The sequence below is a fragment of the Pseudomonas cremoris genome (assembly GCF_014230465.1).
Genome location: NZ_JAAXCY010000018.1, coordinates 62,218 through 76,650 on the forward strand (window position 1 = coordinate 62,218; position 14,433 = coordinate 76,650).

General features: G+C 61.3%; 13 protein-coding genes. 10 read left to right on the forward strand and 3 right to left on the reverse strand.

Features of this window, described 5'->3' with window-relative positions:
* Nucleotide 1: 1 nt before the first annotated feature.
* A complete protein-coding gene (locus HF257_RS31325) occupies nucleotides 2-469 on the reverse strand; it encodes a PAS domain-containing protein (protein WP_185710362.1) in 468 nt (155 codons plus the stop codon).
* 139 nt (nucleotides 470-608) lie between these two features.
* Here HF257_RS31325 and HF257_RS31330 point away from each other — a divergent pair, with 139 nt between their 5' ends.
* On the forward strand, nucleotides 609-1,064 hold the full coding sequence (locus tag HF257_RS31330; RefSeq protein ID WP_185710361.1) for a flavodoxin: 456 nt from the start codon (nucleotides 609-611) through the stop codon (nucleotides 1,062-1,064).
* Here HF257_RS31330 and HF257_RS31335 read toward each other — a convergent pair.
* Entirely contained in the window at nucleotides 1,045-1,941 is an 897-nt protein-coding gene (locus HF257_RS31335; protein WP_185710360.1) for a LysR family transcriptional regulator, read from the reverse strand. The two genes, HF257_RS31330 and HF257_RS31335, sit on opposite strands and share 20 nt — an antisense overlap.
* Nucleotides 1,942-2,039: 98 nt before the next feature.
* On the opposite strand from HF257_RS31335, the gene HF257_RS31340 reads away from it, so the two are divergent.
* The 8 genes from HF257_RS31340 to HF257_RS31375 all read left to right on the forward strand — a co-directional run bounded on the left by HF257_RS31340 (nucleotide 2,040) and on the right by HF257_RS31375 (nucleotide 12,499).
* On the forward strand, nucleotides 2,040-2,411 hold the full coding sequence (locus HF257_RS31340) for a CidA/LrgA family protein (RefSeq protein WP_185710359.1): 372 nt from the start codon (nucleotides 2,040-2,042) through the stop codon (nucleotides 2,409-2,411).
* Complete coding sequence (locus HF257_RS31345) at nucleotides 2,401-3,087, forward strand: LrgB family protein (RefSeq protein ID WP_185710358.1); 687 nt, start codon at nucleotides 2,401-2,403, stop codon at nucleotides 3,085-3,087. Before HF257_RS31340 ends, HF257_RS31345 begins: the two co-directional genes overlap by 11 nt.
* 150 nt (nucleotides 3,088-3,237) lie before the next feature.
* A complete protein-coding gene (locus HF257_RS31350; RefSeq protein ID WP_185710357.1) occupies nucleotides 3,238-4,020 on the forward strand; it encodes a class II aldolase/adducin family protein in 783 nt (260 codons plus the stop codon).
* The gene (locus HF257_RS31355) at nucleotides 4,020-4,922 is read left to right on the forward strand and encodes an alpha/beta fold hydrolase (RefSeq protein WP_185710356.1); all 903 of its coding nucleotides are present in this window, start codon (nucleotides 4,020-4,022) and stop codon (nucleotides 4,920-4,922) included. The genes HF257_RS31350 and HF257_RS31355 overlap by 1 nt, the downstream gene beginning before the upstream one ends.
* A gap of 255 nt (nucleotides 4,923-5,177) precedes the next feature.
* The gene (locus tag HF257_RS31360; protein ID WP_185710355.1) at nucleotides 5,178-6,089 is read left to right on the forward strand and encodes an SDR family oxidoreductase; all 912 of its coding nucleotides are present in this window, start codon (nucleotides 5,178-5,180) and stop codon (nucleotides 6,087-6,089) included.
* Between the two features lie 498 nt (nucleotides 6,090-6,587).
* The gene (locus tag HF257_RS31365) at nucleotides 6,588-8,366 is read left to right on the forward strand and encodes a DUF1302 domain-containing protein (protein WP_185710409.1); all 1,779 of its coding nucleotides are present in this window, start codon (nucleotides 6,588-6,590) and stop codon (nucleotides 8,364-8,366) included.
* A gap of 24 nt (nucleotides 8,367-8,390) precedes the next feature.
* Nucleotides 8,391-9,758, forward strand: coding sequence for a DUF1329 domain-containing protein (locus tag HF257_RS31370; RefSeq protein WP_185710354.1), 1,368 nt, complete (start codon nucleotides 8,391-8,393; stop codon nucleotides 9,756-9,758).
* A 239-nt stretch (nucleotides 9,759-9,997) separates the two neighbouring features.
* Nucleotides 9,998-12,499 (forward strand): LuxR C-terminal-related transcriptional regulator, encoded by a 2,502-nt coding sequence (locus tag HF257_RS31375; RefSeq protein ID WP_185710353.1) that lies wholly within the window; start codon nucleotides 9,998-10,000, stop codon nucleotides 12,497-12,499.
* Here HF257_RS31375 and HF257_RS31380 read toward each other — a convergent pair.
* Entirely contained in the window at nucleotides 12,496-13,371 is an 876-nt protein-coding gene (locus HF257_RS31380; RefSeq protein ID WP_185710352.1) for a helix-turn-helix domain-containing protein, read from the reverse strand. The two genes, HF257_RS31375 and HF257_RS31380, sit on opposite strands and share 4 nt — an antisense overlap.
* A gap of 138 nt (nucleotides 13,372-13,509) precedes the next feature.
* On the opposite strand from HF257_RS31380, the gene HF257_RS31385 reads away from it, so the two are divergent.
* The gene (locus tag HF257_RS31385) at nucleotides 13,510-14,421 is read left to right on the forward strand and encodes a DMT family transporter (RefSeq protein ID WP_185710351.1); all 912 of its coding nucleotides are present in this window, start codon (nucleotides 13,510-13,512) and stop codon (nucleotides 14,419-14,421) included.
* Nucleotides 14,422-14,433 lie beyond the last annotated feature (12 nt).

Here is a 14,433-nt window from a genome sequence, read left to right on the forward strand (position 1 = left end):
TCTAATTAATGTTAGATCCGCTCGTCGCTTTGAGCGCTGCCAGCTCGGCCTTGAGCTCGGCCACTTGGGCTTCCAGCTGGGACACACGTTGTTGAGCCTTGACCTGGACCGTGACGTCTTTTTGCACGCCCACGAAGTACGTCTGCTTGTCAGCCGGGTTGTAAGTGGTTGATAGCGAAAGCTCGTTCCAGAAGTGTGTGCCGTCCTTGCGGTAGTTGCGCAGGGTTTCACGGCAACTGCCGCCGCTGGCGAGGGCTTCGCGGATAGCGATCAGGGCTGGTTGGTCACGGTCGCCGGACTGCAGGAAACGACAGTCCTGGTAGAGGATCTCGTCGCGGGAATAGCCGGTCAGCCGCTCGAAAGCCGGATTGACGTAGATCAGTGGCAAGTCCTTGCCTTCCCGTTCGGCGATAACAATGCCGTCGTTGGATGCGTTGATGACCATTTGCATCAGTTGGGCGTTAATCATTGCGGGCAAATCCGTGCTTTAAGGTTGTCGCAAGTCTAAGACAACGTAGCAATCTGTCCATGTGATCGAGACGTTTTTTCGTCCGTCGCAGTTGAGCTGCTAACATCCCACGTTTTCGCTCAACTACAGGATCAGATTGATGAAAGTCGCCATCCTTTCCGGCTCGGTCTACGGCACGGCAGAAGAAGTTGCCCGCCACGCCGCCGGTATCCTCAATGCGGCCGGTTTCGAGGCCTGGCACAACCCCCGCGCCACCCTGGCGGATGTGCAAGCGTTTGCACCGGATGCGTTCCTGGCGGTGACATCCACCACCGGCATGGGTGAGCTGCCCGACAACCTGCAACCGCTGTACTCGACCCTTCGCGATCAACTGCCCGCCGCCTTCCGTGGCCTGCCCGGCGCAGTGATTGGCCTGGGCGACGCCAGCTACGGCGATACCTTCTGCGGCGGCGGCGAGCAAATGCGCGAGCTGTTCGGCGAACTGGGCGTGCGTGAAGTGCTGCCGATGCTGCGCCTGGACGCCAGCGAAAGCGTCACCCCCGAGGCCGACGCCGAACCCTGGTTGGCCGAGTTGGTCACTGCACTGCGCGGTTGACCGGAAACTCGCGCAACAACGCCAGCCAGGCCTGGGCGGCTTTCGACAGATAGGCGCCCTCACGCCAGATAAACGCGATGTCCCAGCGTAGGTAGTCGGGCGCCTTGAGCGTCAGGCGCACCACACCCGGTCGCACCAGCGCACGGGCAACCACGCTGGGCAACAGCACCACACCCTGACCGGCCGCGACCAACGCCGCCAGAAAATCTGCCTGCCCGCTACGCCCAACCTCCTTCGGCGTAAAGCCCACCCCTTGGCAGGCCTGCAGCAGTCGGTCGTTCAGCACAAAACTGCGTTGGTACATCAAAAATGGCGTGTCGGCCAATTCCTCCAGGCGCACTTGGGCGTTTTGCGCCAGCGGGTGATCCATCGGCAGCAGGGCGTCCAGCGGCTCATCGCAGAAGGGCTGCCAGGCGAATGCCGGGTCGCTGGGCATCAGGCTGCCGCCCACATCCAACTCACCGCTCAGAATCGCCTGTTCGATGGTACGGCTGCCGCCTTCCAGCAGTTGAATGGTGACCTTCGGATAGCGCCGCCGGTACTCGGCAAACAGCCCGGCGAACAAGGTGTCGCCCGCCAACAGCGGCAAGCCCAGGCGCAGTTCGCCGCGGGTCAGTTGCTGCATGTCATCCAACTCGCTGAGCAACTCGCCCTGCAGGCGCAGCATGGCTTCGGCCCGTTGCAACACCACCTGGCCGGCGGCGGTCAGGCGGATCTGCGAGCCGGTGCGCTCAAGCAACGGCGTGCCCAGGCTCTGTTCAAGCTGTGCCACCTGTTTGCTGACGGCGGACTGGCTGATGTGCAAGGTTTTGCCCGCTTGGGTGAAACCGCCTCGATGGATGACTTCGACAAAGCTACGCAGCTGTTTGAATTCCATGATCGTAATTCCAGTTTGGAATGGCTGACAGTCTAACAATTCGCTGTGGGGATGACAGGTGACTCTTTAAAATGAGCGCCTGCGAGGAATCAAAGCTCATGAAACGTTTCATCCGTCTGCTGATTGAACTGGTCGTGTTATTGGCCATTTACCTGTTTGGCTGCCAACTGGCGGCGTGGCTTGCGTTGCCGATCCCTGGCGGTGTGGTCGGCCTGGGTTTGCTGTTGGCAACCTTCGCCAGCGGCCTGGTCAAGCCGGCGACCCTGCAACTGGGCGCGGGTGTGTTGATGGCAGAAATGCTGCTGTTCTTTATTCCAGCACTCATGAGTCTGTTGGACTACGGCGGCCTGTTGCGCAATGACGGTTGGCGCATCCTGCTGGTGATCGCGTTCAGTACGTTGGCGGTGATGCTGGTGACGGCCTTTACCGTGGAACTGGTGTGTCGCTGGAAGCTGCGCCATGAAGCTTGAACTGATGCCGGTGTTCTGGCTCGCCCTGACCTTGAGCGCTTATGTGTTCAGCCGTTGGATCTACCGTCGCACCGGGCGCTACCTGTTGTCACCGGCGATCCTGGTGCCGGTGCTGCTGCTGGCGGTGGCCGTGCCACTGAATACCGCGTATGCCGAGTATGCCGCCGACACCCATTGGCTGATGTTGATACTAGGCCCGGTCACCGTGGCGTTTGCCGTGCCGATCTGGCAACAGCGTCGCTTGCTCGCGCGTCACTGGTCGGCGTTGTTGCTCGGCATGATCGCGGGGAGCGTGGCGTCGATTGCCACCTCGTTCGGTTTGGCCAAGGCATTGGCGCTGGACAGTTCGGTGACGCTGTCCCTGGTGCCCCGTTCGATCACCACGCCGTTCGCCATGCCGGTGTCTTCCGACCTCGGCGGCGTGCCGGAACTCACTGCTGTCTTTGTGATGTTCACCGGTGTGTTCGGCGCCATGCTTGGCGGCGTGCTGCTTAAGTGGCTGCCGTTGCGTACACCGATGGCGCGGGGCGCATTGTTTGGCGTTGGCGCCCACGGCGTGGGTGTCAGCCGTGCGCGGGAAGTGGGCGGCGAAGAAGGCTCTGTGGCGGGCTTGGTGATGGTGTTGACGGGCTTGCTCAACCTGCTCGCCGCGCCTTTATTGGCGGCGCTTCTCTGACGCCGGTTAGCCAGATTTAAACTATTCTCAACGCTGACTCGTACGGTCATCAAGCTGGCTGCCAAGGCAACTACGGCGGGCAGGGCGTCTGACTAGACTGGCCCATCACTCAAAAAAACAATAAGAAAGTGCGCCAAGGAGGTCATTGTCGTGAGCCTAGCCCCCGTTCTATCGCCACAGAATGTCAAAGATCAGGTCAGCGCTGCCGAGTGGCAGGCCCGCGTCGACCTGGCGGCCTGCTATCGCCTGGTGGCGTTGCACGGTTGGGACGACCTGATCTTCACCCACATCTCGGCCAAGGTGCCGGGCACTGAAGACTTCCTGATCAACCCCTATGGGTTGATGTTCCACGAGATCACGGCGTCGAGCCTGGTCAAGGTCGACCAGGCCGGCAACAAGCTGATGGACAGCCCCTACGAGATCAACCCGGCGGGCTACACCATCCACAGTGCCATCCATGAAGTGCGCCATGACGTCACTTGCGTGCTGCACACCCACACTGCGTCGGGTGTTGCGGTGGCCGCGCAGAAGCAGGGCGTATTGCCCATCAGCCAGCAATCAATCTTCGTGCTGTCGAGCCTGGCCTATCACGCCTACGAAGGCGTGGCGTTGAACCATGAAGAGAAGGCGCGCTTGCAGGCCGACCTCGGCGACAACAATTTCCTGATGCTGCACAACCACGGCCTGCTGACCTGTGGCAGCACCATCGCCGACACTTTTCTGATGATGTTCACCTTCCAGCGCGCCTGCGATATCCAAGTGCTGGCGCAGAATGGCGGTGCGGAGTTGATTCCCATCGGGCCGCAGATTCTTGCAGGTGCTAAAGCGATGGTCGCCGCCGTCACCAAGAGCGCACAAGGTATGGGTGGCGCGCTGGCGTGGCCAGCGTTGCTGCGCAAGTTGGACAGCCAAGACCCGGGGTATAAAAGCTGATGCCACTCGCCGAGATCCCGCTCAGAGCCTGGCGCAAGCGCGGGCAGAGCTTTGTGTTCCGTGGTCGCACCATCCGTTATTGGGTGGCGGGGCAGGGTGAACCCCTGCTGCTGATCCACGGTTTTCCCACCGCCAGTTGGGACTGGCATTACCTGTGGCAACCCCTGGCCCAGCGCAACCTGGTCATCGCCTGCGACATGCTGGGCTTTGGCGATTCGGCCAAACCGTTGGATCACGCGTACTGTTTGCTGGAACAGGCCGATTTGCAGCAAGCCTTGTTGGAACACGTCGGGGTCGACCAGGCAGTGCATGTGTTGGCCCATGACTACGGCGACAGCGTGGCCCAGGAACTGCTGGCCCGGCACTATGAAGGCCGTTTCCAGATGGCCAGCTGCGTGTTTCTCAACGGTGGCTTGTTCCCCGAAACCCATCGCCCGGCGCTGGTGCAGAAGCTCCTGCTCAGCCCCCTGGGTTGGATGATCGGTCGCGCGTTCGGTCGTAATGCGCTGTCCAACAGCTTCAGCCAGATCTTTGGCCCCAACACCCGCCCCAGCGAAAGCGCCCTGGATGATTTCTGGAGCCTGATCAATTGCAACGAAGGCACGCGCATCCTGCACAAGCTCATTGCCTATATCCCCCAGCGTCGCCGTATGCGCGAACGGTGGGTGCAAGCGATGCAGCGCGATGAGGTTCCGCTGCGAGTGATCGACGGTGAAGTCGACCCGATTTCCGGCGCGCACATGGTGGAGCGTTACCGTGAGCTGGTCCCGCACGCCGACACGGTATTGCTGGCCAACATCGGCCACTACCCGCAGATCGAGGCGCCGGTGCAGGTGCTCAAGCATTACTGGGCGTTTCGCGAACGGATTGCCGGCCCTGTGTCGCGAGCGGCCTACTCCTGAATGCACGCTGGTCCAATGTGTGTGGGCTTGCTCGCGAATACGGTGGACCAGCAAATGAATATTCAGCTGACGCACCGCATTCGCGAGCAAGCCCGCTCCCACAAAAAGCCCGTTTCCCAGTTAAAGCATCAGCGGCCCATCGGCCATCATCCCCCAGCCTTATCGCGCACCATTCAGCCCCAGCCGACTTTATTGTGACCCGCGCCTGTGTGCCTGACACTCGACCTATTCCCATTGTCGCCATTGGAGTTCGGTATGAGTGAGTCAGTGCAGTTCCAGGATAAGGTCGTGATCGTCACCGGTGCCGGCGGCGGATTGGGCCGGGCTCATGCGCTGCTGTTCGCCAAACACGGGGCTAAAGTGCTGGTCAATGATCTGGGCGGTTCCACCCAGGGCGAGGGCGCCAATGCCTCGGCTGCCGACCGGGTGGTTGCTGAAATCCGCGAGGCCGGCGGTATCGCCGAAGCCAACCATGACTCTGTCACCGACGGTGACAAGATCGTCCAGAACGCCCTCGACGCTTTCGGCCGTATCGACGTGGTGGTCAACAACGCCGGCATCCTGCGCGACAAGACCTTCCACAAAATGGACGACAGCGACTGGGACCTGGTTTACCGGGTGCATGTCGAAGGCGCCTACAAAGTCACCCGTGCCGCCTGGCCCCATCTGCGCGAGCAAGGTTACGGCCGGGTGATCTTCACCGCGTCCACCTCGGGCATCTATGGCAACTTCGGCCAATCCAACTACGGCATGGCCAAGCTGGGCCTGTACGGTTTGACTCGCACCCTGGCGTTGGAAGGGCGCAAGAACAACATCCTGGTCAACGCCATTGCCCCCACCGGCGGCACGCGCATGACCGAAGGGTTGATCCCGCCGCAGGTGTTCGAGCGCCTCAAACCTGAGCTGGTTAGCCCGCTGGTGGTGTACCTGGGCAGCGAAGCGTGCCAGGAAACGTCGGGGTTGTTCGAAGTGGGCGGTGGCTGGATCGGCAAGACTCGTTGGGAGCGCAGCCTGGGGGTGGGCTTTGACCCTGAGGCCGGTTTCTCTCCCGACGATGTGGCAGCGCATTGGCAGCAGATTTGCGACTTCGACGGTGCGGCTCATCCTAAGGACAACATCGAGGCGTTGAAGGAGATGATGGCCAACTTACAGAAGTACAGCCTCTGATCGTTGCTTGAAAAGATTTGAATCCTGCGGGGCGCTGATGGCGCCCCGTTTTATTTTTGGCATAAAAAAGGCCGCTGCAAAGGCAGCGGCCGAAGTAAGACGTTGGATCAAGGAGCGACAAATCAACGTCAGTGAACACCGTTAACAGATTGAAAACAGGCATCAATCCATTCAAGACTGGCTTTTCTTCCGGTTGGGGAAGCGGGCCGTTTGCCCTGAAAGCGAGATAAGAATAGTCGCTTGTAACAAAATGAGTAATCCCGATTCATGACAAGGACTGTTGCGAAACTGGCAACAGTCGATCTGGGCGCTATCCATTCCCCTGATAACCCGCCATCCACCCGATCCATGCCCGCGCCAAGACCCCGGCCAGAGCGCCCGTTAATCCTTTTGAGCGACAACACGAATCCCTCCTTGGTGCGCTTATCGCTCCTGATGCGCGGCAGTAGGGTGGGGCCTTCTGTCACTCACCGGGGAAGACGCATGACAAAAACAACAATGCGCGCCATCTTCAGGCCACAGGCGCTGGCCGCTGCGGTTGCACTGGGTTGCTGTGCCCAGGTACAGGCTGTTTCGTTCAATATTGGCGATGAGATCGAAGGGCAATTCGACTCATCACTCTCGGTGGGCGCGAGTTGGGGCATGCGCGACGCCGACAAGAAGCTGGTGGGCACCGTCAACGGTGGCACCGGGCAGGCGTCTACCGGAGATGACGGCCGGCTGAACTTCAAGAAGGGCGAGACCTTCTCCAAGATCTTCAAGGGTATTCACGACCTGGAACTCAAGTACGGCGACAGCGGCGTGTTCGTGCGCGGCAAGTACTGGTACGACTTTGAGCTGCAGGACGAAGACCGCGAATTCAAACAGATCAGCAATCACCATCGCGACGAGGGCGCTCGCTCATCCGGCTATGAGTTGCTCGATGCTTTTGTGTATCACAACTACGCCATTGGCGATCAGCCGGGCAACGTGCGACTGGGCAAGCAAGTGGTCAGTTGGGGCGAAAGTACCTTTATTGGTAACTCCATCAACAGCATCAACCCCATCGACGTTTCGGCTTTCCGCCGTCCGGGGGCCGAGATCAAGGAAGGGCTGATTCCGGTGAACATGCTGTTTGCCTCCCAGAGCCTGACCAACCAACTGACGGTAGAAGGCTTCTACCAGTTGAACTGGGAAAACACGGTGCTGGATAACTGCGGCACGTTCTTCGGTGGGGATGTGGCAGCCCATGGGTGCAATAGCAATTACACCGTGGGTAATCCGGCGATCGCGCCGTTGCAACCTGTGGCTGCAGCATTTGGGCAGGGGTTTGAGGTAACGCGCGAAGGTGTGATTGTGCAGCGCGCACGGGATCGGGATGCCCGCGATGGCGGGCAGTTCGGTGCGGCCTTGCGCTGGTTGGGGGATGACACCGAGTACGGCCTGTACTTCATGAATTACCACAGTCGTACACCGACCGTCGGTACCATCACCAATACCGCGAACCCACTCACACTTGCCGCGATCTCCGCCGCCGCCAACGCTCGTGCGCCCAACAGCGGCCCTGGCCTGGTCCAGAGCCTGATGCTCGGACGCGGCCAGTACTACCTCGATTACCCGGAAAATATCCGCCTGTTCGGTGCCAGCTTTTCCACCACCTTGCCCACCGGCACGGCGTGGACCGGGGAAATCAGCTACCGGCCCAATGCGCCGGTGCAGCTCAATACGACTGATCTGACCCTGGCCTTGATCAACCCAGTCTCCGGCCAACTGGCCTCACCCATCCGCAGCAACTTCGGCGACGACAACAAAGGCTACCGCCGCAAGGAAATCACCCAGATCCAAAGCACCATGACCCAGTTCTTCGACCAAGTGCTCGGTGCCGAGCGTCTGACCCTGGTGGGCGAGGCGGCCTACGTGCACGTCGGCGGGCTGGAAGACAAATCCAAGCTTCGCTACGGCCGCGATTCGGTCTACGGCGCCTATGGTTTCCAAGGCGACACCGACGGTTTTGTCACGGCGAACTCCTGGGGTTACCGCGCCCGGGCGATCCTCGACTACAACAACGCGCTGTTCGGGGTGAACCTCAAGCCCAACCTGTCGTGGTCCCATGACGTGGCCGGTTATGGCCCCAACGGCCTGTTCAACAAAGGCGCCAAGGCCATCAGCATCGGCGTGGATGCGGATTACCGCAGCACCTATACCGCCAGCCTCAGCTACACCGACTTTTTCGGTGGCGACTACAACACCCTGACCGACCGCGACTTCCTTTCCTTCAGCGTCGGCGCGAACTTCTGATCACGGTTTGAAAAGGATAACTTCATGCGCAAGATGATTCTGCAATGCGGCGTATTGGCCCTGAGCCTGTTGGCTGCCAACGTCATGGCCGCCGTGACCCCGGAAGAAGCCGCCAAGCTGGGTACCACCCTGACCCCGGTCGGCGCCGAAAAAGCCGGCAACGCCGATGGCTCGATCCCGGCCTGGACCGGCGGCATTCCTAAAAACGCCGGTGCCGTGGACAGCAAGGGCTTCCTCGCCGACCCGTTCGCCACTGAAAAACCGCTGTTCGTGATCACCGCGGCGACGGTCGACAAGTACAAGGACAAACTTTCCGAGGGCCAGGTGGCGATGTTCAAGCGCTACCCCGAGACCTACAAGATCCCGGTGTACCCAACTCACCGCACGGTCAACCTGCCGCCGGATATCTACGAGTCGATCAAGCGCAGTGCCTTGAACGTGCATGCGATCAACGACGGCAATGGCTTGGAAAACTTCACCGGCAACCGCTACTACGCGTTCCCGATTCCGAAGAACGGCGTGGAAGTGCTGTGGAACCACATCACCCGTTACCACGGCGGCAACCTGCGCCGCATCATCACCCAGGCCACCCCGCAGACCAACGGCAGCTACACGCCGATCCGTTTCGAGGAAGAAGTGGCCGTGCCGCAACTGATCCCCGACATGGACCCGGCCAAGGGCGCCAACGTGCTGACCTTCTTCAAGCAATCGGTCACCGCGCCGGCGCGCTTGGCGGGCAACGTGCTGCTGGTGCATGAAACCCTCGACCAGGTGAAGGAACCGCGGCTGGCGTGGATCTACAACGCCGGCCAACGCCGCGTTCGGCGTGCACCGCAAGTGGCGTATGACGGGCCGGGCACCGCCTCCGATGGCCTGCGTACCTCGGATAACTTCGACATGTTCTCCGGTGCCCCCGACCGCTACGACTGGAAACTGGTGGGCAAGAAGGAGATGTACATCCCCTACAACAGCTACAAGCTGGATCAGCCGACGCTCAAGTACGACGACATCATCAAGGCCGGCCACATCAACCAGGACCTGACCCGCTACGAGTTGCACCGCGTGTGGGAAGTGGTCGGCACGGTCAAGCCGAGTGAGCGGCACATTTACGCCAAGCGCCACATGTACATCGACGAAGACAGCTGGCAAGTCGCGCTGGTGGACCACTACGACGGTCGTGGCCAACTGTGGCGTGTCGCCGAAGGCCATGCGCAGTTCTACTACGACCACCAGGTGCCGGCGTACACCGTGGAAACCCTGTACGACATCATTGCCGGTCGCTACATCGCCCTGGGCATGAAAAACGAGGAGAAGAGCAGCTTCGTGTTCGGCTTCGCGGCCAAGGCGGCGGACTACACCCCGGCTGCGCTGAGGTCCGAGGGCATTCGCTGATCCTTGATTTGAAATGCAATCAAATGTGGGAGCGGGCTTGCTCGCGAAGGCAGTGGGTCAGTCACTCATGTATCGACTGACACTCTGTATTCGCGAGCAAGCCCGCTCCCACATTGAGTTGTGTAAGGCTTGAATTTTATGGGCACCAATCACCCTGCTGAATACTTCTTCAACAACCGCCAGCCACAGGACTAGGGTAGGCGCCAGGTTGCAAAACAATAAAAAAGCAGGATGCAGCAATGACCGCCATGACACGCTGCCTGGACCGTCCTGGATTCATGCCCCGGCTGTCCTCCCATCATTTATTGCGCCCGCGCCTGGCCGAGCCTTTGTTGGCAGCGCAAGCCAGGGTCAAGTTGCTGTGCGCCTCTGGCGGCAGCGGCAAGAGCGCGCTGCTAGCCGAATGCGCCTTACAAGCACCCAAGGGCTGCCAGGTGTACTGGTTGCCGCTCAATGGCGCGGCCTTGAGCCCCCTCGATCTTTGCGAACGCCTGGCGCAGAACCTGGGCCTGGCGTTCACCGATGAAGCCACGCTGCTGCTGGACCTCTCCCGCTGGCAGTCTCGTGCATGGCTGTTCCTTGATGATTTCTGCCGGCTCCCTGCGCCGGACACCGATGCTTTGCTCGACCGTCTGCTCACCGCCAGCAGCCCGGCGCTGACCTGGTGGTTGGGGGCACGGCGGCGCCCGATGTGCAATTGGCCGCGCTTGCTGCTCGACGATGAACTGCTTGAATGCGGCGCCGACCTGGCGTTTACCCCTGCCGAAATCCAGCAGTTGTTCAACCATTCGCCGGGGCAGTCTGTCGACGACATGCTGCAGTTCAGCGCCGGCTGGTGCGCCGGCGTGCGCATCGCGTTGCTGGGCGATGGTCATCCGCAAAAGACCTTGCTCGACTACCTGCAACACGAACTGTTCAGCACCTTGCCAACCGAATTGGCCGACGCCTGGCGCGTGCTCGCCCACTTGCCGCGCTTCAACGCCGGGCTGTGTGAGCACCTGTTTGGCTATGGCGACGGTGATCAGTATTTGCGCGACTTGCAGGCCCTCGGTGCGTTTATCCAGCCGTGGGAAGACACCGACTGGCTGCAGGTCTTCCCGCCGCTCGCGCAATTGCTGCGTGACGAGCCGTGGCCAGCCAAGCGCTCCTGGCACCGACGCGCCTGCCAGTGGTTTACCGCCGAACAGGACTGGCAGGCCGCCTTCGAGCAGGCGTTGCTGGCCGAAGAATACGAAGTGGCAGTGAGCCTGTTGCAGCACTTCAGTTTCGAGGACCTGTTCCGTCAACAGAACGCCGTGTTGCTGCTGCGCCTGCATGAGCAGCACGGCGATGAATTGATGCTCGGCTCGGCGCAACTGGTGGGGCTGGTTACCGCGGCGTTGCTGTTTGCCGGGCGTTTTGACCAGGCCGCGCAATGCATCGACCAGTTGGCGCGGTTTGCGCCACAGCCGACGGCAGCGCAGCAACGCTACCTGCTGGCGCGATGGCAGGCGCAATGGGGTTGGCTGTTGCATTTGGGCGGTGATGCCGAGCGTTCTCGTGTGCATTTTCTTGAAGCGCTGCAAGCGTTGCCCGACAGCGCGTGGACGTCGCGACTGATGTGCCTGTCGGGGCTCACCCAACAAGCCTTGTTGCGCGGTGAGCTGGACGTGGCCCAGTCACTTAATCGTGAGGCACTGTGCCTGGCGCGGGCCCATGGCTCGTTGCTGCTGGAAGCGCTGCTTGAGCTGGACCATGCACAGTTGCTGGAGCAGCGCGGCGCACCGTATCGCGCGCAAAGCTTGCTGGAGAATGTGCAGGGGATACTGCTCAAACAGCGGCTCAAGGCCGGGCCCTTGGTAGGGCGTATCGCTTTGCGGCGTGGGCATTTGGCATTGCGCCAGGGGCAGGACAGCCTGGCCGCAGCATGTTTCGAGAACGGCTTGAAGATGTGCCTGCACAGTCAGGACAAACGTGTGCTCTACGGGTTTCTTGGCCTGGCGTTGCTGGCTGCCAACCGGGGCGACTATGCCCAGGCTTTTGTCCAGTTACGCGACGCCGAGCGCCTGATGCAGCAACGCCAGGTCCCGGACACGGTATACCGCGCGGTATTGCTGCTGGTCAGCGGGCACTTCTGGTTGCAGCAGGGCCGTGCGGAGTTGACGGTGGAAGCGGTGCGCCGCGTGCTGCGCCATTTCCGTGGGCCCACGGCCAAGCAAGCGCCGCCGGCTACCCTGGAACTGATCCCACGGCTTGAGTACCTGCTGGTGTTGGCGGAGGTCAAAGTGGGCTGCGCCGAGCAGCCGGTGGCCCGGCTGATGGCATTGTTGGAAAGCACTCATCAGCGCGGCATGCTCTGCCTGGAGACCGAGTTGCACCTGGTGCTGGGGGAAGTGGCCTGGCGAGTCGGCGATCCTGTTCTTGCCCGACGGTCGCTGCAAACCGGGCTGGAGCTGGCGGCGCGCTGCCAGGTTCAGCAGGCCATTCGCGAGCTGCGTCTGCGTTCGCCGGGCTTGTTGAGTGAGTTGGGCATGGAGCCTCAGGCCTCAACGCCAGGTACCGTAGAAAACCCCCTCAGCCAGCGCGAGTTGGAAGTGTTGCAACTCATCGCCCAGGGCAGCTCGAACCTGGAAATCGCCGACCGGCTGTTTATCTCCCTGCACACCGTCAAGACGCACGCGCGGCGCATCCACAGCAAGCTCGGTGTGGAGCGGCGCACGCAAGCGGTGGCCAAGGCCAAGACGTTGGGCTTGATGGTCTAGGCGCAGAACGCCTGGCGGTACTCGCCGGGCGTGGCGCCCATGGCTTGGCGAAAGCGATGGGTAAAGTGGCTGGCGCTGGAGAAACCGCACATCCAGGCGATCTCACCCAAGGGCAGGGCGCCACTGCGCAGCAGGGCCTGGGCGCGGGTCAGCCGGCGCGCCAATAGATATTGGTGAGGCGGCAAGCCGAAGCTTTGGCGGAACATCCGCGCGAAATGGTATTCGGACAGCGCACACATCCCGGCCAGTTGCCCGAGGCTGATCGGGTCTTCCAGGTGCTGGTCGATGTACTCCACCAACAACCGGCGTTGGTGCGCGGCCAGTCCGCCTTTCAAGCGCAACCCTTCGCGGGCGCCGACCTGGCTGAGCAGGGTGTGGCTGAGCATTTCATGGGCCAGGCTGCTGGTCAGCAAGCGTTCGGCGGGTTCGTGCCAGTTCAGCGCAATAAGCTGATGGAAGCGACGCGCTTGGCTGGCGTCTTCCAGGAACGTGCTTTCGCGCAATTGCAGCGTGCGCGGTTCGCGGTCCAGCAGGGTGACGCAGCCGAGGGCGAATTGCTCCGGGCTGAAATACACGTGGGCCAGGCGGATTTCGCCGTTGATCACCCAGGCGGATTGATGTTCGGCTGGCAGGATGCACAGCTTGTCGGGCCCGCCCTTGGTGCCCGGCTGGTCACGTCGAAACGTACCGGTGCCACCGCCGATGTAGCACGACAACGTGTGATGGCTCGGCGCCTGGTAGTCCTGGGCATCGTGATGGTTGCTCCACAAGGCCGCAGACAAGCCGTCACCGAGCTCGGCGCAGGCCTCCAGGCGTGCGTTGGGCGAGCGGTTAAGGGCTTGAAAGACTTGCAGGGATTCCAGATCAGGCATGGTGAGTACTCTTTGACGCCTTGCATCCTACTCCGCGCGGCGATTGCTGTGATCCCACCTCCCGACAAAAGCGCAAGATTGTGCAAGCGCCTTGCGCGGGTTCAGGGCAACACTGTGGCTCAATCGATGGAGCTCGCTATGAACCTTTCCCTGTACCTACTCACCGTGCTGATCTGGGGCACCACCTGGATTGCCCTCAAATGGCAGTTGGGCGTAGTGGCGATCCCGGTGTCCATCGTCTATCGCTTTGGCCTGGCGGCGCTGGTGCTGTTTGCGCTGTTGTTGGTGAGCCGCAAGTTGCAGGTGATGAACCGGCGCGGGCATTTGATCTGCCTGGCCCAGGGGCTGTGCCTGTTTTGCGTGAACTTCATGTGCTTTCTCACCGCCAGCCAATGGATCCCCAGCGGCCTGGTGGCGGTGGTGTTTTCCACGGCCACCCTGTGGAACGCGCTGAATGCCCGAGTGTTTTTCGGCCAGCGGGTGGCGCGCAATGTATTGATGGGCGGCGGGCTTGGTCTGGCAGGGCTGGGCTTGCTGTTCTGGCCAGAACTGGTGGGGCATACCGCCAGCCCACAGACCTTGCTCGGCCTGGGCCTGGCGTTGCTGGGGACGATGTGTTTCTCGGCTGGCAATATGCTCTCGAGCTTGCAACAGAAGGCCGGGCTCAAGCCGCTGACCACCAATGCCTGGGGCATGGCCTACGGCTCAGCGATGTTGGCCACGTACTGCGCGGTGCGCGGTATTCCATTCGAGATGGATTGGAGTGCGCGGTACATCGGCGCGCTGTGGTACCTGGTCATTCCGGGTTCGGTGATTGGTTTTACCGCGTACCTGACCCTGGTTGGGCGCATGGGGCCGGAGCGTGCGGCGTATTGCACCGTGTTATTCCCGGTGGTGGCGTTGAATGTGTCGGCGTTTGCCGAGGGCTACCAGTGGACGGCACCAGCGCTGGCGGGGTTGGTGCTGGTGATGTTGGGGAATGTGTTGGTGTTCAGAAAGCCTAAGCCAGCCCAGTTGGCGAACCCAGTCTTCAAGGCAAAACAAATCTAATGTGGTGACCCT